Here is an 18901-nt window from a genome sequence, read left to right as displayed (position 1 = left end):
GCTCACTCTCTCGTTTTCGCCACCATCGTCAGCACCTCATATTGTGCGACGACGGCATCCAGCTGGTTCGTTACCTTGCAATCCCAGCGCACCTCGCCATGCTCGGCATTGATGCGGGGATTGATCTCCTTGCAGGTCAATTGCACCTGGAGCGTATCACCCGGATTGACCGGTGTCAGGAAGCGCAGATTGTCGACCCCATAATTTGCGAGAACAGGGCCGGGAGCCGGATCGACGAAGAGGCCGGCGGCGAAAGAGACGACGAGATAGCCATGCGCCACGCGTCCCTCGAAGAACGGATTAGCCTTGGCCGCCTCCTCGTCCATGTGGGCGTAGAAGGTGTCGCCGGTGAAATTGGCGAAATGCTCGATATCGTCGAGTGTCACCGTGCGCTTCGCGGTTATGAGTTGGTCGCCGATTTTGAGCTCGGCGAGCGACTTGCGGAAGGGGTGCTCGCCGCCGGTGCGGGCGTCCGCGCCATCCATCCACCGCCCCGTCACGGCCGAGAGCAGACGCGGAGTGCCCTGGACTGCGGTGCGCTGCATATAGTGCTTCACGCCGCGTATACCGCCGAGCTCCTCACCGCCGCCGGCACGGCCGGGGCCGCCGTGAACGAGGCCCGGCAGCGGTGAACCATGACCGGTGGAGCTCTTGGCGCTTGAGCGGTTGCCGATCATCACACGACCGTGGAATGGTGCGAGACCAAGAACGACCTCCTCGGCGAAATGAGGATCGTTCGTGAAGACGGAAGCAACGAGACTGCCCTTGCCGCGCCGCGCCAGATCGACGGCCTCTTCCGCCGTATCATAGGGCATGACGGTGCTGACCGGGCCGAAGGCCTCGACATCGTGAATGGCACGCGCCGAGCCCGGCTTGTCGCAATAGAGCAGGACCGGATTGAGGAAGGCGCCGGCGCTCGCATTACCGGACATGATATGCGGATTATCGGGATCGCCGCCGACGATCTCGGCATCGGCAGCAAGATCCCGGATGCGCGCCCGCACCTCCTCGCGCTGGCCGAGGCTCGCAAGCGGTCCCATGCGAACCGTCTCATCGGCCGGATTGCCGATCGCCGTCTTGCCGAGGCGATCGTTCAAGGCCGCAATGAGCGCTTCGCTATAGGAGCGGGGTGCAATGACGCGGCGGATGGCCGTGCACTTCTGCCCGGCCTTGACTGTCATCTCGCGCGCGACCTCCTTGACGAAGAGGTCGAACTCTTCCGTGCCGGGGGCCGCGTCGAGCCCGAGGACCGCAGCATTGAGGCTATCGGCCTCCATCGTGAAACGTACGGAATTTTCGATAATCGCCTTGCGCGTCTTGAGACGCTGGCCGGTCGCCGCCGAGCCGGTGAAGGTCACCACATCCTGGCCCTCGACATGATCGAGGAGGTCACCGACCGAACCGCAGACGAGCTGCAGCGCACCTTCCGGCAGCAGGCCGATTTCGATGATGCGGCGAACCATGAGTTCGGTGAGGTAGGCCGTCTGGCTTGCCGGCTTGACGATGGCGGGAACGCCGGCAAGCAAGGTCGGCGCGATTTTTTCCAGCATGCCCCAGCAGGGGAAGTTGAAAGCATTGATGTGAACGGCGACGCCCTGCAGCGGACTTAGGATATGTTGTGCGGAAAAACTCTGATCCTTGGAGAGCTGCTCCGCATCGCCATCGAGTAGCACACGCGCATTCGGCAGCTCGCGACGGCCCTTGGAGGCGTAGGACAACAAGGTTCCGATACCACCTTCGATGTCGATCCAGCTGTCCGCACGCGTGGCGCCGGTCGCAGTCGAAAGCGCGTAGAATTCTTCCTTCCTCTCAAGCAGCGCCTGCCCAAGCGCCTTCAGCATTGCGGCGCGCTCATGGAAGGACATCCGCCGCAGCGCCGGCCCCCCCTTGTCGCGGCCATAGGCCAATATCTGCTTGAAATCGATACCGGAGGAATCGATAGACGCGACGGGCACGCCGGTCGATGCGTCAAGCAGCGGCACGCCTTCTCTGGCGCCGGCGACCCAGTTGCCCCCGACATAGCTTTCAAGCCGGCGCGGCTGATTTGCCATGATATTCATCCGAATTTCCTTCCTTCATCTTTCCGGCGATCCGAGCGGAAAACCGCCAGACATCTCCCGAACTGATCAATTCAATCCGAGCGTAGAGAGCTGCGCATCAACCTCGGCCTGCCATTCGGCTAGCAAAGTTTCGTTGGGCTGATGGCGCAGGCCGAAGCGCGACAATGTTTCGAAGCGTGCCGAGCCGGCGTGACCGAAGCTCGCGGCAACGCGGGGATACCAGTAGGCAACCGAAGCCCGTGCCTTCGCCCGTCCCTCATCATCGGCGACGATACGGGCGAGGCCGGCAGCGCCGAGTTCAGCATGTCGTTTTTCGCGCGGCAGGATGGCGCGGAAGACCTCGGCCAGCGGCTGGTAGGAAACGCGCGCCAGCTCCCTCAGCTGTACGACGCTGGCAGCACCCATCAGTACGTTCATGACGACCGCATCCACCCAGCCTTCGAGCGGATAGTGAAAGACGGAGAGCCGCATGTCGCTGCCTTGCCTGATCGCGCCGATATCGGCATCGCGGGAAAGCCGCGCCGCCCAGGGATGGTGGACAGCATAGCGGCCGCCATCGACCCCGAAGGTCTCCATGATCTCCAGGACCTGGCCGGCATGATCGGTCTTTTCCAGCACGATGCGCGCGGCGGAAATGCGCTCCTGAATCCCTGGCGCATCGTTGATGATATCGGCGAAGCCAGCGGAACCCGCCAGTTCGCTATCGACGAAGCTCGCCATCAGACGCAAGAGCTCGCCGCGATAGCGCGGAGGCGCGTTATCGGGGGAGGACAGCATGCCGCCCTCCTGCAGATATTGCTCGATCGGCATCGTCTCGGACATCTTGTTCCTCCCTTCGATGCGCGCGCGCCTACTGGTCGTAGCTGACGACGATGCGGTCGGTGAGCGGATAGCACTGACAGGTCAGCACATAGCCCTGGCGCACCTCGTAATCCTCGAGCGCGTGGTTAACCTCCATCTCGACCTCGCCCTCAAGAATCTTGGCCCGGCAGGTGGAGCAAACACCGGCCTTGCAGGCGTAGGGAACATCCATCGCGTTTTCGAGCGCGGCATCGAGCAGGCACTGGCCGTGCTTCGGGAACTTGAAGATGCGCGTCGCGCCATCGAGCGTGACCGTCGCCTCGCAGCTGGTTTCATGATCGGCAGCGGCGCCACTTTCCACCTTGCGCCGCAAGCGGCCGGGCTGTGCGGAGGCAAAAAGCTCGAACTTGATCTGGTCGTCGCCCATGCCGTGTTCGCGCAAAGCCGCCGCGATCGCCAGCATCATCGGCTCAGGACCGCAGATGAAGGCTGTCGCAACCGACTTGATGTCTATCCAGCTCTTGAAGAGCGCCTTGCACTTCTCCGCATCGATCCGTCCCGTAAAAAGATCGATCTCCTGCGCTTCGCTTTCGAGAATGTGCAGCACCGACAGACGGCCGAGATAGAGATTCTTTAAGTCGTCCAGCTCTTCGCGGAACATGATCGAGCTGATCTGCCTGTTGGCATAGACTAGCGTGAAGACCGAGCACGGCTCGCGCGCCAGCACGGTCTTAATGATCGAAAGAACCGGTGTGATGCCGCTGCCGCCGGCAAAGCCGAGATAATGCTTAGCTACTTCCGGCTCGATCGCGGTGAAGAAGGCTCCCATCGGCGGCATGGCTTCCAACGTGTCGCCGGCTTTCAGGTTTTCATTGATCCAGGTCGAGAAACAGCCGCCATCCACGCGCTTGACGCCGACCTTCAGCACGCCCTCGTCCTTCCCCGCGCAGATCGAATAGGAGCGGCGCAACTCCTCGTCATCGAACTGGCGGCGGAATGTGAGATACTGGCCTTGCGTGAAATCAAAGACGGCCCGATCCTCCTCGGCTGGCGCAAGCGTGACGACAACAGCATCGCGCGTCTCGCGGCGAACATCGGTGACGGTCAGGGGATGGAAACGTGCCATGGATGCGGGCCTCGTTAGGTCAAATGCACTTGAAATAATCGAACGGCTCGAGACACTCGGTGCAGCGATAGCTCGCCTTGCACGGCGTCGAGCCGAACTGGCTGATCTTTTCCGTGTTCGTCGATCCGCAGCGCGGACAGGCGATCACAAGGTTCGAGCGGCTGGAAAGCAGATCGATGCGCTTCATCAAGATGCCGTCGGCTGCCGTGCCATCGATCGGTGGAGCGATGCCGTAAGCGCGCAGCTTCTCGCGTCCCTCTATACTGATCCAATCCGTCGTCCAGGCGGGCGACAGCTGCCGCTCGAGGCGTACCCGGTCGATGCCCTTTTCGGCCAGTGCCCGTTCGATATCGAGATTGATTACCGTCGTGGCGGGGCAGCCCGAATAGGTCGGCGTCACCGTGACGACAAGCGTATCACCCTGCCAGCCGACGTCGCGGATGATGCCGAGATCGGTCAACGAAATCACCGGTATCTCGGGGTCCGGCACCTCCGACAGCCAGTGCCAGATTTCATCGACCGAAGGATGCAGCGCAGTCGCCATTTGCGCCCCCTACCAGGTCGCGCCCGGATAGGCGCGCTGCAGGAACTGCATCTCGGCCAGGAGATAGCCGAGATGCTCGGTGTGAACGCCGCGCCGGCCGCCCTTGTGCATGTAGCCATCCATCGGGCAGTCGAGCGTCGCTTCGGCGAGCGCATCGGAAACGATCTCGTCCCAGCCCGCCTTGAGGCTTTGCGGTTCCGGGATCACGCCGGCCTGTGCCAGGGACGCATCGGCGGCATCGCCCACGAACATTTCGCCCGTGAAGGCCCAGAGATCGTCGAGAGCCTCCTGCATACGGCGATGGCTTTCCGCCGTGCCGTCGCCAAGGCGAATGATCAGGTCTCGGCTGCGGTCGAGATGATAGGAGACTTCCTTGAAAGCCTTTTCCACGATTTCGGCGATGCGCCGGTCGGCCGAACCCTTCAAAGCTTTCAGCAACAGATAGTGCCAGGCATCAAAGAGGAATTGCCGCATCAGCGTCTTGCCGAAATCGCCGTTGGGGCGTTCGACGAGCAGGATATTGCGGAACTCGAAACCATCGCGCAGATAGGCGAGATCATCGGCCGAACGGCCCTTGCCTTCCACCTCGCCCGCCAGAGCGAGCCAGAGCTGTGTCTGGCCGATGAGGTCGAGCGCTGTATTGGCAAGCGCGATATCCTCCTCCAGCGCCGGCCCGCGGCCGCACCATTCGGAAACGCGGTGGCCGAGGATCAGCGAGTTATCGCCGATGCGCAGGAGAAATTCGAAGAGAGCGGCCTGATCGACCGCCGGCTCAAGGGTAGCGGTCGCCATCACATGTGCCCCACTTCATCGGGAATATCGAAGAAGGTTGGGTGACGATAGACCTTCGAATTAGAGGGATCGAAGAGCGGTCCCTTCTCCGAAGGGGCGCTGGCGGTGATCTCGGAAGACCGCACGACCCAAATGCTGACGCCCTCGTTGCGGCGGGTATAGACATCGCGTGCGTTGTTGATCGCCATCTCGGCATCGGGCGCATGCAGGCTGCCGACATGGCGATGGTTGAGGCCGTGCTGACCACGAATGAAGACTTCCCAAAGCGGCCATTCGCTCGACATGTTTCTCACTCCCTGACTATTCCGCCCGCCTTATTCGGCGGCGACCTTTGCAGCGGCGCGACGCTCGGCAGCCTTCTCGGCATGCGCCGTCAGGCCGTCGCGAAACCACGCGCCATCGTCCCAGGCCTGTTTGCGGGCATTCAGCCGCTCCGCATTGCAGGGACCATTGCCGGCGATGACGTTGAAGAATTCCTCCCAGTCCGGCTCGCCGAAATCGTAGCCGCCCTTATCCTCGTTCCATTTGAGATCCGGATCGGGAACGGTCAGGCCGAGATATTCAGCCTGCGGCACGGTCTGGTCGACGAATTTCTGCCGCAGTTCGTCATTGGAATTCTGCTTGATCTTCCAGGCCATCGATTGGGCCGAATGCACGGAGGCGTCGTCCGAAGGGCCAAACATCATCAGCGACGGCCACCACCAGCGGTTCAGCGCATCCTGCACCATGGCCTTCTGTGCCGGCGTGCCCTTCACCATTTTCATCAGGATGTCGAAACCCTGGCGCTGATGGAAGCTCTCTTCCTTGCAGATGCGCACCATCGCCCGCGCGTAGGGGCCGTAGGAACAGCGCTGCAACGGAACCTGGTTCATAATGGCCGCGCCATCGACGAGCCAGCCGATCGCGCCGATATCGGCCCAGGTCAGCGTCGGATAGTTAAAGATGGAGGAATATTTGGCCTTGCCGGAATGCAGCTGCTCATACATCTCGTCGCGGCTGATGCCGAGCGTCTCGGCGGCACAATAGAGATAGAGGCCATGGCCGGCTTCGTCCTGCACCTTGGCAAGCAGGATCGCCTTGCGTTCCAGCGTCGGCGCGCGGGTGATCCAGTTGCCCTCCGGCAGCTGGCCGACGATTTCCGAATGGGCGTGCTGGCTGATCTGGCGGATCAGTGTCTTGCGATACCCCTCCGGCATCCATTCCTTCGGCTCGATCTTCTGGCCGGTATCGACGCGCTCCTGAAAGGCGCGCTCCTGCGGGTCCATCTCGTCGAGGGAACGAACGCGGGCGCCATCGGTTTTCACCATCTGTGCATACATTGATCTTTCCTCCGTCTTCGCGCCTCCCGCGCGATCGAGAATGATCGCAAGCCTGCAGTCGCCTTGAAGACTTCAGTCAAGCTGACGCTTCACGGCATCGCCAGTATAAGCCTGTTTCTCGTTCTCCTCCACGAAACAGCGATCCGGGGCAAACGCATTAACCGACCGATCGGTCATTGTATTAGCATGCGATATGTCACAATACAAATGAATTTTTAGAGTTTTCTGTGACATTCAATGCCGTGAAAGCACGTGGCGAGCCGAACTCCCTTACTATGTACCTGAGCGGATTGATCCTTCAGCGGGCCTTGAGGTGATCGAGCCGAGCCTGGCTTGCCGGCGTCGTCTCTGGAAGCTTGCCCGACTCGTTCACGAAACGGCGAGCGACATGGCCGTCAGCCTTTTTTGACAGGCGCAAATAAAGTTCGGCGAACAGCCGCCCCGCCTCCTCGCCCGGCCAATTATCCGGCAGAGCAGACTTGGGAAGATGCGGCTCACGCAGCATGATCAGACGATACTGATGCACGAGCAGCAGCCGGGCAATCAGGCAATCGAACGGCGATAGCGCGGCACAATTTCCGACGCGTTCGAAAAATGAACCGAACCGGGCAATGAATTCGCGATAGGCTTCCGCGAAACGCGGCAGGTTCCATGCCTCTTCGGCAAATTCCCGCAATGCGCCGTTTTCGGTCGCCAACTGCGCGTCGAAGACGACGACGCGGCCCGGCAGGGGCGGTGCGGGATGCGTTCCCACCGCGAGACGCGGGTTCAGCCTGGCAAAACCCTCCCGCTCAAGGCCCTGCATGATCTCTTCCGGCGCAGGTCCGTTGATCAGGACAAATTGCCAGCGGACCGCGGGTTGCGGTCCGTAGAATAGGCTGGCGGCCTCGACGAATTCGGCTTGAGCGGCATCGGTCAGCCGATAGAAGCTGCGGCGCCCTTCGCGCTCGCCCGCAAGCCGACCAGCTGCCACCAGTCGCGACACCGCGGTCCGCACCAGCGTCTCGGTGATCCCGACGCTCTTGCACGTCTCGATGAGGTTGCCGATCCAGACAACGCCGCCCCGCGGCTCGATGACATCGCCGTAGATCGTCACGATAAAACTCGCCGCTTTTATCGGCAGGTCGATAAGGAGCGCCGCGACCGCTTCGCTCAAATCATGGCCGAGTTTGACATTATCAGCCGACACTCCAACCCTGCTCCGCATCTGCAATCGTTAGGGTCTATTAGCGTGAGATACTATCGGTATTCAAGCAAACGCAGTCAAAGCACGCGCTGCTCAGCTATCGCGACACATTCGTCGGCAACGCCGTGGTGTATTTGACGCATTTCAGCGAGAAGTGAGACGATGAGCTCAGCACCGCTTCATGGGTCAGGATACCTCGCATCAAAAGGCCTTCATATTCCCTGACATCGGCGACGACGGCACGGATCAGGTAATCCCACTCCCCCGACATGGAGTAGCATTCCAGTACCTCGCGATAGCTGGCGATGAACTGTTCGAAATCGCGGCGGGTCGGAGGATCGTGGGTCTTCATCTTGACCTGGCAGAAGACGTTCAGCCCCTTACCAATCTTGTCGGGGTCGACAAGGCGAACCGTCCGGCCCAGCACGCCGGCGCTTTCCAGCGCCTTGATCCTTCGCCAGCAGGACGCGGGCGATGCCCCGACCTTTTCTGACAGCGCCGCCTGGCTGATATCGCCCTCCTCCTGCAGCACGCGCAGAATCGCTCTATCGACGTGATCAAGATCGAAATTCTCCATTCATAAACCCGCCACTCATGAAATACTTATTTCAAACTCTATGTCAAAATCTGCAAAATTGAAAGGAATCGAGCTGACGCCTGAATTAAAATGGTTTGGCCATCTGCAGGAGGATCATATGGCCCAGCTAGCCTTCAAAAGCCACGAGCGGAACTCGCCCGACGATCGCATCGACTGGCGCCGGGTTGCCTATCTCGTTCACCTCTCCCGAGCACTCGACGAGATGGAGGAAAAGCGTCTCGTTCCGGAAAGGAAGGTTCTCTATCAGTTTTCCGCACGCGGCCACGACATGGCGCAGATCCTCCTTGGAATGCAGCTGACAGGCCTCCACGACGCGACGTGTGGCTATTATCGCTCGCGGCCACTTCTGCTTTCGCTTGGCGTCGATCCGGCCGATGCGCTCGGCTCAGCTATGGGCCGCGCCGGCGGTTATTCCGACGGCCGCGACATCGGTGTCGTCTTCAACTATCCGAACCGTTCCGGCGCCTCGGCTCTGCCCATGTGCGGCGGTGTCGGTGCGCAATATACGCCGACGGCCGGCTGGGCGCAGGCGATGAAATACTACGCGACCACTTTGGGTCGGAAAGAGTATGCGCGGGACATCGGCGTCGCCCTCGGCGGCGACGGCTCGGTCGCCTCGAACGGCTTCTGGGCGGCATTGACAGCCGCAACGACGCAACAATTGCCTATGCTGTTCTACATTGAAGACAATGGCTTTGGCATTTCGGTGCCTTCGACGGCGCAGACGCCGGGAGGGAATATCGCAGCCAATCTCGCAAGCTGGAAAAATCTCGCAATCTTCGACGGCGACGGATGTAACCCGGCTGAAGCCGCGCATCTGGTGCAGGATGCCGTCTCGTTTGTTCGTGACGAACGCAAGCCGGCGCTTCTCAGGCTCACGGTTCCGCGGCTGGAGGGTCACAGTTTTCAGGACACGCAGACCTACAAAAGCGAGGAAACCGTGAAGCGCGAATGGGAGCGCGATCCCCTGCCGCGCCTGAAGGATTTCCTCGTTCCCGCCGTGATGACGATGCGGGAATGGGATGCCTGCGAAAGCGAAGCGCGCGATATAGCCGAAAACGCCCGTGCGCAAGCTGAAAACAGGCCGGTCGCCACCCCCTCCTCCGTAACCCGCCATGTGTTCTTCGACGGCGATATGCAGACGATGGGCGGGCAGCACCCATCCGGATACGAGCCTCCAGCGACAACGGATGTACCGGAAACCTCCGGCCCACGCATCAACATGGTCACGGCCATCCGCAGAACGCTCGAACACGAGATGTCGATCAACGAGCGCGTTGTCATGTTCGGCGAGGATATCGGCCCCAAGGGCGGGGTTCATGCCGTCACCCTCGGCATGCAGGAAAAATTCGGCAGCGAGCGCGTTTTCGATACTTCGCTATCCGAAGAGGGCATCATCGGCCGTGCTGTCGGTATGGCGCTCGCCGGGCTCGTCCCCATTCCCGAAATCCAGTTTCGGAAATATGCTGAACCGGCCACCGAACAGCTCAACGACTGCGGCACCATCCGCTGGCGTACCAACAATCGCTTCGCAGCTCCCATCGTGGTCCGCATGCCGGGCGGTTTCTTCAAATGCGGCGATCCCTGGCACAGCCAGACCAACGAAGTGGCCTTCGTCCACCAGCCGGGCTGGAAGGTCGCCGTTCCATCGAATGCAGAGGATGCCGTCGGCCTGCTGCGAACCTCCATGCGCGGCAACGACCCGGTCATCTTCTTCGAGCATAGAGCCATGCTCGATGATGCCTGGGCGCGTCGCCCCTACCCCGGTGATGATTTCGCGCTGCCCTTCGGCAAGGCGAAGCTGACGCGGACCGGCAGCGACATCACCATCGTCACCTGGGGCGCCATGGTGCAGCGCTGCGAGGAAGCAGCCGAGGGCATCTCGGCCGATATCATCGATCTTCGCACGCTGATGCCCTGGGATCGGGAGGCCGTACTCACATCGGTCGCCAAGACGCACCGTTGCCTCATCGTCCACGAGGATCTCGAAGCTGCAGGCTTCGGCGCGGAAATTGCCGCCGTCATTGCAGACAAGGCCTTCACGGATCTCGATGCGCCGGTCTCTCGGCTCGCCATGCCGGATATTCCGAGCCCGCATAATCCCGCTCTTCTCGATTGGGCCGTGCCCTCGACGAAGCGCATTGCCAAGCGCATTGCCGAAATCCTGGAGTTTTAGGGATGACTGGTATCATGGAGATCACGGCTCCTATCGAACAGGAAGGCACGAAGGCGGTCGTCCGCAACTGGCTGAAGCGGATCGGCGATCATGTCAAGGAAGGCGACGCGCTTGTCGAACTGGAAACCGACAAGGTCACTCAGGAAATACCGGCTCCTTGCGACGGTATTCTGAGCGAAATCGCCATGAAGGATGGCGATGACGCCACGCCGGGAGCGATCCTCGGACGCATGAGCATCGAAAACGCAAACAGCGTTGCAGCGCAAGGGGCCGAGGCTCCGTTGCAGATACAGCTGGCCTCGCCTGCCACGGCCTCCGCCGCCGCTTACTATTCCCCCGCCGTTCGCAAGGCAGCCGAGGAATACGGGATCGACCCAGCCAGTCTGAAAGGCAGCGGCAGGGATGGGCGAGTCACCCGCGCCGATATGGATCATGCGCGGGAAATCGCCAAGCCGCACCCATCCGCGCCGGTGTCACAACGGGCCGAGGCTGGGCAGACTCCGCCGGCAGTCGCGGCTGACGGCAAATCTCGGATCGTTCCCCATTCGGCCATGCGGCTTTCGATCGCAAGGCGCATGGCTCAATCATTGGCGACGGCACCGCAGGTCACCGCTATCTTCGAGGCGGATTTCACGGCAATCATGCGCCATCGCGAAAACAACAAGGCCCGACTGAAGGCCGAAGGCGTGAACCTATCCTATACTGCCTATTTCGTGGCGGCATCGGTTGCGGCCATGAAACTCGTGCCTGAAGTCAATAGCCAATGGCATGATGACAGTCTCGAGATCTTCGAGGATATCAATATCGGGATCGGCATCGCATTGGGCGACAAGGGTCTGGTTGCGCCGATCATTCGGCAGGCGCAGAATCTCCAACTTGAGGCGATTGCCGCAAGGCTCCAGGATCTGACGGACCGGGCGCGATCCAATGCGCTCAAGGCCGACGATATGAAAGGCGGAACCTTCACGATCTCCAATCATGGCGTTTCCGGCTCGCTGGTTGCCTCCCCCATCATCATCAACCAGCCGCAATCCGCCATCCTCGGCATCGGCAAGCTGGAGAAGCGTGTCATCGTTCGGGAGGTCGACGGCGTCGATACGATCCAGATCCGCCCGATGGCCTATGTGTCCCTGACGATTGACCATCGCTCCCTGGACGGTCACCAGACGAACGCGTGGTTGTCGGAATTCGTGCGGGTTCTGCAGGATTGGCCGCAATAGGGAAAGGGATGGGTCAATGAATAAGACAGCATTTTTTGACAGCCTTACAGAACAGAAGCCCGATCCCCTGCTTGAACTGATTGCCAAGTTCGCGGCCGACCCGAGGCCCGGAAAGATCGACCTCGGCGTCGGTGTCTATCGCGATGAAACGGGCCGAACGCCGGTCATGAAAGCTGTCAAGGCAGCCGAGCATCATCTCTGGGAAACGCAGCAATCCAAATCCTATATCGGTCCGGAAGGCGACCCTGCTTTCCTTAGAGCATTAGCGTCCGAAGTCTTCGGCGAGCGCCATGGTGGCAAGCCGGTCGCGGGAATTCAGACACCGGGCGGCACCGGCGCTCTGCGTCTGGCTGCGGAACTGCTTGCTCTCGACAAGCGACGGAAAATCTGGGTCGGCACGCCCACTTGGGTCAATCACCAGGCAATCTTTGCCAGCGTCGGCCTTGAGATCGCAACCTATCGCTTCTTCGACATTGAAAAGCAGGCCGTTCTCGTTGACGAGATGCTGACAACCCTGCGGAACGCTGCTCCCGGCGATGCCGTGCTGCTGCAAACGAGCTGCCATAATCCGACAGGCGCGGCGTTGTCGCGGCAAAACTGGCGAGATATTGCCGACATCATCGCTGCCAAGGGATTGATCCCGCTCTTCGACAATGCCTATCAAGGTCTTGGGCGTGGACGCGTTGAAGATGCGGCCGGCATGATTGATGTCATCGAAACAGTCGCCGAGGCCATGGTTGCCGTCTCCTGCTCCAAATCCTTCTCGCTCTATAGGGAGCGCACCGGCGCGGCCTATCTCTTCGGGGATCGGCAGGCATCCTTGAACAAAGCTATAGGCAATCTCGCAAGCTATGCCCGCACGAGCTATTCCATGCCGCCCGCGCACGGAGCAGCCATCGTCGCCGCAACCCTCAACAACCCTTCACTACAGCGGGCCTGGGTCGATGAACTCAGCGAAATGCGCACGCGCATCGTCGAGATCCGCCAGGCTGCTGCCGAGGCTTTTGGCCAATTCCGCGCGGAGCTCGCCAATATCGGTTCGCAGGAAGGCATGTTCTCCCTGCTGCCGATCTCTCCGGAAAATGTTCGGCAGCTTCTCTCCGAGCATGGCATCTACATGCCGGATTCCGGTCGGATCAACGTGGCTGGGATGCGGGTCAGGGATATTGCATCCGTAGCGGAGCGCATCGGTCCCTATCTGACTTGAAGGCTGCGACAACGAGCAGCCTAGCCTGTCGCTTGCTCTTCACATCAACAGGCGACGATCTCTTCCAGCGCAGCGCCCAGCAACCGCTCATCATGGTTCTTGGGAACCGACAGCAAGAAGCCGACCGGCATGCCGGCTTCACCCGCCCGCAATAAGCGCATCGCTCACATAAGCGCTCTGAGATGCCATTATTGTACGAGCACGGGCTGCGTACATCTCGCGTCGGTGACGCTTACATCAGCCTGCCCGATACCGATGCCGAGGAGACCGAGCGTGCCGTATAGAACCTGATCGAGCGGCGCGGTCACCACCGACAGCGTGTCAGCAATGGCAGAGAGCACGTCCTTTGGCGTCCCGAGCGTCAGGAAGAGCAATTGGATGGTGATGGTGGCGTTTTTCAGGAGCGACGAGACCGTGGACGTCAGGACGCTGTTGGTAGAAACCGTCTTGATCGTGCCGGCCGAAATCTCCGGAGGCTGAAAGGTCAGTCGCGTCGGGCTCATGTTGGCGATATCGACCTGCGCGCTCGCGATCACTTTCAGAAGAAGGGAATCGATGATCGCAGCCGGCGTGACCCGCGGTTCGGAGCCGAAATTCGCGAAAGCCGACGTATTGACGTCGCCCAGATCCACCTCGGCAACACCAGGCACGGCATCTATTCCGACGACGGCATTTGGCATAGAGCCGCCGACACAGGTGATCGAAGCAAGCTTCGCTTCGGCAGGGGCCAGCTCGATATAAAGGGGAACCCTGAGCTTCAGCCCGGCAATCACCGAAAGACCGGTGACGGCGACTTCAAGCGCCGCACGGACCTGCGGCGTTCGAACGATCGTGCCCGGTGCACCTACGGCCAGGGCCGGCGTCTGCTGGGACATTTCCCCTATCGCCAGCGTCAACTTTGCCGTGGCGACTCCGGGCAATGCCGCTCCGAGATCAAGCGCAATCTGCCTTTGCTGGTTGGCAGCCATTGCCGTGGTGGAAATGAGATCCAGCACGTTGATATTGGCAGTCATATTTGGGGATGTGCCGACAATATTGCGCCCCAGCGGACCAAGATTGACGATATCCTGCAGCTTTACGGTCAGTTTCGTGGTACCGAGCGTTTTGCCCAGATTGTTGATGAGGGTGACGACTCCGGCCGAAAGATTCGTCGATTTGCCGAGGGCGCCGAGAATCTTGTCGTAGGTGACGTCGGTTGCCAGAAGCTCGTTATAGCTTACGCCGGTAAGCTTGAGATCCGTCGCCAGCAGATTGAGAAAGCTCAGAAGATTGACATTCGCACTGATGAGCGACTGATAGTCGACGACCTTCAGGGAAACCTGCGTTCCGAGCAAGGTACCGAGCAGCTGGTTGAGAATGCCGCCATTGAGGCTCGCAAGCCGCGATCCTATCGAAAAGGCGGCCAGACGCTCGCTGGACGCGGTGCCCGTCGCGCTCAAGGTCGGCGGCGTAGCAAAGGCGGAAGCGAAAGGCATCACCGCCTTCTGGGTCAGTGTCACCTTTACGGAATCATATGGCGCGGCTCCCGTCGACGAGAAGCGGTTTGCCAGCGGCACCGATGTGTCCGCCGTATAGGTGCCGAGCACGAAATTGGCCACGGTCTCATATTGGCCGGAGTTGGCCGTGGCCGCACTGACCAGCCCGTTGCTCGTCATATAGTTGCTGCCAGAGGCGACGGCCGCCGTGGTGCCGTTGCTTTGCAGATTGTTCAAAAGTGCAGTTTGCGCATTTGTAATATTGGAAGCAGCCGATATCGCACCAATGTCGCTCAACTGCTGCAGGTGTCGCTGCTGCAGCGTCATCATGCCATAGTCGACGCCGAGACCAAGGCAATAAAGGATCAAAGGCGAGACGAGCGCGGTCGTGATCGCGACGTTTCCTCGCTTGTCTTTAAGCGACGCGAGCCCGCCGAGAAGCTGTTTCATTACAGACCTCCCAGGCGAATGGTCGAATAGCGGCGGATGGTGGGATCCGGCATCGCGAAGGTATAGAGGTTCCAGATCGGAAGATCCGACGCGTCATAGCTGGCGCTGACCGTAAGCTGGTTGGCATTGGTCGGATCTGTGGCGACGGTCACCGTCAACTTGGTCTTGTCGATGAAAGCATCGTTGATGGTCGAATTGGTGACGAAGCTCTGAACCAGCTGGCTTCGCTCGTTTGCCGATAGCCCGGCGATTGCCGTGCGGGCGGCGTCGGCAGTCAATTGCTGCAGCGAATGAGCGGCAGTGAGATAGATGGCAAAGGCAATCAGCGTCAGAAGCAGAAGGAAAAAAAGCGGTGCGATGAGTGCGAATTCGACCGCTGCGGCTCCCTCTTTGTCCCTGTTGAAATGAGAAACACGATACATGGTCCTGTCTCCTTTGATGACCATCGTCTTACGATGACGGTCGAGGAGAGCTTAGGCTTCGGACGTTAATTTTATATTTCTAAATAAGATATCTTCTAATATGATTACATCTTAAAGGATATTGAATATTCGACCTAATTACCGTGCACGGGCAAATGTTCGCGACGACAAACGTCAAGTATTGCCCATCGGCCAAATCGAATTTCCACGGCGCCCCACGAGGGGGGGGTGACGCGAAATGCTCCCTTCCCAACGTTGCTTCTTGCCCGCACCGCACGTTCGACGGCGCCAGCCTCTTCGATGCCCGGATCAACAGCGGACATCTACTTTTTCTTCGGCACCAGATCCCAGCCGCCCTGGATGTTTCTCACGAAACGGCAGTTTCCCTTGTAATAAGTGACGGCGCCCGTCCGATCCACCTTGATGGAAGTCGGCAGCAATTGTGCCCCCGCCTTGAGCCGCTCGACCATATCGAGCGCCTCCTGCCTCTTTCCCGCGCGGATCAGTGCCATCAGCTTTGACTCGTGTTTCATCCTCTGTACTCCCATTGGTGGAGGTCTAAGGGCGGGCGGAATTTGCGATTGGTCAGTCCTATTTGCATATTGATCACCCCATTCGGCGTTGCATAAGCAGCGAACGCAGGGCCACAGCCACCACGCAAACGCTGGAAACAAGAAAGATTGCGCCCGACATCGCATAGATCGTCGGAGAAGCGCCGGAATTCATCTTGCCGAAGAGCACGACCGGCAACGTGTTCTGACGGCCGGCCAGATAGAACGCGCGCGTGAACTCGTTGAGCGACAGCAGGAACGAAAAGATGAAGGCACTGACGAGGCCGGGTCGGATCAACGGCAGAATAATATCCCAGAACTGCCGGAAGCGACCGGCGCCGAGATCATCAGCCGCCATCAAATAGGACCTCCTGACCGCAGCAAAGCTCGTCAGGATGACGATGAAGGCGAAGGGCATTGCCCATAGCAGATGGCCGGCAATGACAGTCAAAGCCGATGCCTTCACGCCGGCGCGGCTGATCACGGTCGAAAGCGCCAGCCCCTGGATGACGCCTGGGACGAACATCGGCAGCAGCACAGTCAAAAACCACAGACTACGTCCACGATGAAGCTCGCGATGCGCCAGCACCGCGCCGAGCGACAGCAGCGTCGCAATGACGGCCGTCGCAAACGCAATGACGATCGACTGGCCGAGCGCAGCGATGAGCGCGCTTTCCGAGCCGAGTGCGAGGTACCATTTCAGGGTGATGTCGGAGAAATGCGGCAGTCCCGGCTGCAGCGCCGGGCTGAACGAGACACCGAGCAAATAAAGCGGCGGCGCATAGATCACGATGAGGCCGAAGATGGTCAGCGTCCAGATGACAATGCGCGGGGCCATTCCTTCCCTGACGATCATTGGCCACGCTCCTCAAATAGCGAGGAGAGGCCGAATAGGGCATCCCCGATCAGCACCAGCCCAAAGACGATAACGAGCATCAGCGTCGAAATCGCAAAGGCGAGCGGAAAATTGGCGACGCGCATGACATCGTTGATCATCACCGAGACGATCGATGCGCCGGCACCGCCGAGCATCTGCACCTCCGTCGAGGAGCCGGCAACCATGACGAAGACGAACAGGAAACCGGCAAAGACGCCGGAATAGGTCAGCGGCAGCAGCACGGTGCGGACCATCGTCCAGAATCCGGCACCGAGATCGCGCGATGCCGCCAGCGCGATCGGATCGACACGGCGCATGGAGAGCAGGATCGGAAAGGTCGCGAACGGCAGATAGGAGGCGACCAGTCCGACAATGACCGCAAAATCGCTGAACAGCAGCCAGTCGAGCGGCACGTCGGTGATGCCGACCTGCTGCAGAAGCGTGTTGATGACACCGGTGCGACCGAGCAGCAGCCGCCAGGAGAAGGAACGAATGAGATAGGACGTGAAAAACGGGATCGTAAGCAAGGCCGCAAGCACGACAGACAGGGTGCGCCCGGCCAAAAAATACATCGCGTAGGCGGTGGGATAGGCAATGACGAGGCAAATAGCTGACGTCAGGAACGCCTTGCCGAGCGTAGACAGGAATACGCTCCAGCGCCCGGCTTCCAGAATGGCACCATAGGCGGCCAGACTGAATTCCGGCTTGATCCAATAGGTCGCGGAATCCCAGGCACAGAAGCTCCATACGATGACGAGAATGAGCGGCGCAAGGCCGAGCACGAAGATCGCCGCAAGCGGAGCAGCCAGCAATAGAACTGGTGTCTTCATCATCTAACCCTCCTTCTCTCGTCGTTGATCCCATCGGCTTGGGGGCCGGCCTGTCCTTCGACAGATGCGCCAGCCCCTGTCCATCTTGTTAAATCAGGCGTTGCGCAGCTTCTGCCACCACTCTTCGTAAAGTTGGAAATTGTCCGGCCGGCAATTCTGCCAGTAGACCTTTCCGGAGAACTTGGCCTTCACATGGTCGGCAAGCTTGGCGACGTCATCGGCCTTGTATTCATCCGGATGGGCCTTGGCGTAGGCGAGGTTGTTGTCGGTCGGCACGAGATAGCCGCGCGCCTTGCCGAGCTCGCAACCATAGAGGCCAGCAAGCAGGCCATCGACAAACTTGTGGGCAACGTCGGCCTTGCCGCGCTCCGTGGCACCCTTGAGCAGCACCGTGTTGTTGCCCCAGCCCTCGTAGCCTTCGACGGGAGCTGCATACTCCACCTGAAGCCCGCGCTTGCGGCCTTCATAGACGATCGGCTCCCAGCCGGTCATGGCGTCGACTTCCTCGTTCGCAACCAGTTGCACGCCCTGTTCCCAGCCGTTCCAGAAGGTACGGAACTGACCATCCTTCTTGTGCTTGATCAGGAACTCCATGACGAGGCCAAGCTCGGATTCCGTCAGGTTGCCCGGCTCCTTGATCGGCTTGTTTTCGGCTTCCTTGAGGTAGATGGCCGTAAAGATGGCACTGTTGATCCAGGCATCTTCCATCGCGACCCGGCCCTTAAGCTTCGGATCGAAGATGACGCCGTAGCTATCGACCTTGCCGAGCTTGTCGGGGCGATAGATGATGGAGTCGGCGTTGACGACGGTCGGGATGCCGTACTGTTTGCCCTCATAGGTCAGGGTCGGGATATCCTTGGCCCATTGCCAGATGCCCGCAAAATTCGGGATCTTGGAGACGTCCCAAGGGGCAATCAGGCCCTGCTTGGCAAGTTCCCGTTCGGCCCCACCCTGAAAACCGCCGACATCAAAGAGATCATTGGCATTTCCGGCGGCAAGACGTGCGACCACCGGACCGACATCATTGCCGTTGTCGGTAAACTCCGGCGAAACGCCGCTCTGGCGGGTAAATTCCTGCCACTTGTCGCCGATATCGAGCGTGGCGGTAGCCCAGAATGCTACCGTTGCATCATCGGCCATGGCCTGTGTGGCAGCCAATCCACCAAAAGAGAGCGCAGCCGCACCTGCACCCATTAGTTTGAGCATGTCACGGCGCTGCATGTTGCTCCTCAAAGCGGAGGAGGCGAAATCATTGCTTTTATTCATC

General features: G+C 60.0%; 18 protein-coding genes. 3 read left to right on the top strand and 15 right to left on the bottom strand.

Annotation, left to right across the window (positions count from 1 at the left end):
- Positions 1-2: 2 nt before the first annotated feature.
- The 9 genes from paaZ to AC13RE_RS21045 form a co-directional block, all read right to left on the bottom strand.
- Entirely contained in the window at positions 3-2060 is a 2058-nt protein-coding gene (gene paaZ, locus AC13RE_RS21085) for a phenylacetic acid degradation bifunctional protein PaaZ (RefSeq protein ID WP_488564361.1), read from the bottom strand.
- Between the two features lie 66 nt (positions 2061-2126).
- A complete protein-coding gene (locus tag AC13RE_RS21080) occupies positions 2127-2882 on the bottom strand; it encodes a Phenylacetic acid catabolic protein (RefSeq protein ID WP_488564360.1) in 756 nt (251 codons plus the stop codon).
- Between the two features lie 28 nt (positions 2883-2910).
- On the bottom strand, positions 2911-3987 hold the full coding sequence (paaE, locus tag AC13RE_RS21075) for a 1,2-phenylacetyl-CoA epoxidase subunit PaaE (RefSeq protein WP_488564359.1): 1077 nt from the start codon (positions 3985-3987) through the stop codon (positions 2911-2913).
- A 19-nt stretch (positions 3988-4006) separates the two neighbouring features.
- Positions 4007-4531, bottom strand: coding sequence for a 1,2-phenylacetyl-CoA epoxidase subunit PaaD (gene paaD / locus AC13RE_RS21070; RefSeq protein WP_488564358.1), 525 nt, complete (start codon positions 4529-4531; stop codon positions 4007-4009).
- 9 nt (positions 4532-4540) lie between these two features.
- Positions 4541-5323, bottom strand: a complete 783-nt coding sequence (gene paaC / locus AC13RE_RS21065; RefSeq protein ID WP_488564357.1) for a 1,2-phenylacetyl-CoA epoxidase subunit PaaC — start codon at positions 5321-5323, stop codon at positions 4541-4543.
- The gene (paaB, locus tag AC13RE_RS21060; RefSeq protein ID WP_069061017.1) at positions 5323-5607 is read right to left on the bottom strand and encodes a 1,2-phenylacetyl-CoA epoxidase subunit PaaB; all 285 of its coding nucleotides are present in this window, start codon (positions 5605-5607) and stop codon (positions 5323-5325) included. Before paaB ends, paaC begins: the two co-directional genes overlap by 1 nt.
- A gap of 30 nt (positions 5608-5637) precedes the next feature.
- Positions 5638-6642, bottom strand: coding sequence for a 1,2-phenylacetyl-CoA epoxidase subunit PaaA (gene paaA / locus AC13RE_RS21055; protein WP_488564356.1), 1005 nt, complete (start codon positions 6640-6642; stop codon positions 5638-5640).
- 298 nt (positions 6643-6940) lie between these two features.
- Positions 6941-7831 carry a phenylacetic acid degradation operon negative regulatory protein PaaX gene (paaX, locus tag AC13RE_RS21050; protein ID WP_488564355.1) on the bottom strand — a complete coding sequence of 297 codons (891 nt, stop codon included), beginning with the start codon at positions 7829-7831 and terminating at the stop codon, positions 6941-6943.
- 94 nt (positions 7832-7925) lie between these two features.
- Complete coding sequence (locus AC13RE_RS21045; RefSeq protein ID WP_132717802.1) at positions 7926-8405, bottom strand: Lrp/AsnC family transcriptional regulator; 480 nt, start codon at positions 8403-8405, stop codon at positions 7926-7928.
- Between the two features lie 118 nt (positions 8406-8523).
- Between AC13RE_RS21045 and AC13RE_RS21040 the strand changes: the two genes are divergently transcribed.
- Genes AC13RE_RS21040 through AC13RE_RS21030 form a run of 3 tightly spaced genes read left to right on the top strand, consistent with a single transcriptional unit; the run spans position 8524 to position 13029 of the window.
- A complete protein-coding gene (locus AC13RE_RS21040) occupies positions 8524-10602 on the top strand; it encodes an alpha-ketoacid dehydrogenase subunit alpha/beta (RefSeq protein WP_488564354.1) in 2079 nt (692 codons plus the stop codon).
- A 2-nt stretch (positions 10603-10604) separates the two neighbouring features.
- Entirely contained in the window at positions 10605-11822 is a 1218-nt protein-coding gene (locus tag AC13RE_RS21035) for a dihydrolipoamide acetyltransferase family protein (protein WP_488564353.1), read from the top strand.
- A 16-nt stretch (positions 11823-11838) separates the two neighbouring features.
- A complete protein-coding gene (locus AC13RE_RS21030; RefSeq protein WP_488564352.1) occupies positions 11839-13029 on the top strand; it encodes an aromatic amino acid transaminase in 1191 nt (396 codons plus the stop codon).
- Between the two features lie 188 nt (positions 13030-13217).
- Here AC13RE_RS21030 and AC13RE_RS21025 read toward each other — a convergent pair whose 3' ends face one another.
- The 6 genes from AC13RE_RS21025 to AC13RE_RS21000 form a co-directional block, all read right to left on the bottom strand.
- Positions 13218-14954 (bottom strand): pilus assembly protein TadG-related protein, encoded by a 1737-nt coding sequence (locus AC13RE_RS21025; protein ID WP_488482422.1) that lies wholly within the window; start codon positions 14952-14954, stop codon positions 13218-13220.
- Complete coding sequence (locus tag AC13RE_RS21020) at positions 14954-15376, bottom strand: TadE/TadG family type IV pilus assembly protein (RefSeq protein WP_488482421.1); 423 nt, start codon at positions 15374-15376, stop codon at positions 14954-14956. Before AC13RE_RS21020 ends, AC13RE_RS21025 begins: the two co-directional genes overlap by 1 nt.
- 323 nt (positions 15377-15699) lie before the next feature.
- A complete protein-coding gene (locus AC13RE_RS21015) occupies positions 15700-15909 on the bottom strand; it encodes a hypothetical protein (RefSeq protein ID WP_132717796.1) in 210 nt (69 codons plus the stop codon).
- Positions 15910-15982: 73 nt separating this feature from the next.
- Entirely contained in the window at positions 15983-16783 is an 801-nt protein-coding gene (locus AC13RE_RS21010; RefSeq protein WP_488482420.1) for an ABC transporter permease, read from the bottom strand.
- Positions 16780-17634, bottom strand: coding sequence for an ABC transporter permease (locus AC13RE_RS21005; protein WP_488564463.1), 855 nt, complete (start codon positions 17632-17634; stop codon positions 16780-16782). The genes AC13RE_RS21010 and AC13RE_RS21005 overlap by 4 nt, the downstream gene beginning before the upstream one ends.
- A 93-nt stretch (positions 17635-17727) precedes the next feature.
- Positions 17728-18900, bottom strand: coding sequence for a substrate-binding domain-containing protein (locus tag AC13RE_RS21000; RefSeq protein WP_132717793.1), 1173 nt, complete (start codon positions 18898-18900; stop codon positions 17728-17730).
- Between the last annotated feature and the right edge of the window lies 1 nt (position 18901).

The sequence above is a fragment of the Martinezella sp. CNPSo 3959 genome (genome assembly GCF_057784355.1).
This window is presented reverse-complemented; position numbering and strand designations above follow the sequence as displayed.

Coding starts and splice junctions, on each gene's coding strand:
- paaZ (WP_488564361.1), bottom strand. CDS start 2,060: ATGAATATCATGGCAAATCAGCCGCGCCGGCTTGAAAGCTATGTCGGG.
- AC13RE_RS21080 (WP_488564360.1), bottom strand. CDS start 2,882: ATGTCCGAGACGATGCCGATCGAGCAATATCTGCAGGAGGGCGGCATG.
- paaE (WP_488564359.1), bottom strand. CDS start 3,987: ATGGCACGTTTCCATCCCCTGACCGTCACCGATGTTCGCCGCGAGACG.
- paaD (WP_488564358.1), bottom strand. CDS start 4,531: ATGGCGACTGCGCTGCATCCTTCGGTCGATGAAATCTGGCACTGGCTG.
- paaC (WP_488564357.1), bottom strand. CDS start 5,323: ATGGCGACCGCTACCCTTGAGCCGGCGGTCGATCAGGCCGCTCTCTTC.
- paaB (WP_069061017.1), bottom strand. CDS start 5,607: ATGTCGAGCGAATGGCCGCTTTGGGAAGTCTTCATTCGTGGTCAGCAC.
- paaA (WP_488564356.1), bottom strand. CDS start 6,642: ATGTATGCACAGATGGTGAAAACCGATGGCGCCCGCGTTCGTTCCCTC.
- AC13RE_RS21045 (WP_132717802.1), bottom strand. CDS start 8,405: ATGGAGAATTTCGATCTTGATCACGTCGATAGAGCGATTCTGCGCGTG.
- AC13RE_RS21040 (WP_488564354.1), top strand. CDS start 8,524: ATGGCCCAGCTAGCCTTCAAAAGCCACGAGCGGAACTCGCCCGACGAT.
- AC13RE_RS21035 (WP_488564353.1), top strand. CDS start 10,605: ATGACTGGTATCATGGAGATCACGGCTCCTATCGAACAGGAAGGCACG.
- AC13RE_RS21030 (WP_488564352.1), top strand. CDS start 11,839: ATGAATAAGACAGCATTTTTTGACAGCCTTACAGAACAGAAGCCCGAT.
- AC13RE_RS21025 (WP_488482422.1), bottom strand. CDS start 14,954: ATGAAACAGCTTCTCGGCGGGCTCGCGTCGCTTAAAGACAAGCGAGGA.
- AC13RE_RS21020 (WP_488482421.1), bottom strand. CDS start 15,376: ATGTATCGTGTTTCTCATTTCAACAGGGACAAAGAGGGAGCCGCAGCG.
- AC13RE_RS21015 (WP_132717796.1), bottom strand. CDS start 15,909: ATGAAACACGAGTCAAAGCTGATGGCACTGATCCGCGCGGGAAAGAGG.
- AC13RE_RS21010 (WP_488482420.1), bottom strand. CDS start 16,783: ATGATCGTCAGGGAAGGAATGGCCCCGCGCATTGTCATCTGGACGCTG.
- AC13RE_RS21005 (WP_488564463.1), bottom strand. CDS start 17,634: ATGAAGACACCAGTTCTATTGCTGGCTGCTCCGCTTGCGGCGATCTTC.
- AC13RE_RS21000 (WP_132717793.1), bottom strand. CDS start 18,900: ATGAATAAAAGCAATGATTTCGCCTCCTCCGCTTTGAGGAGCAACATG.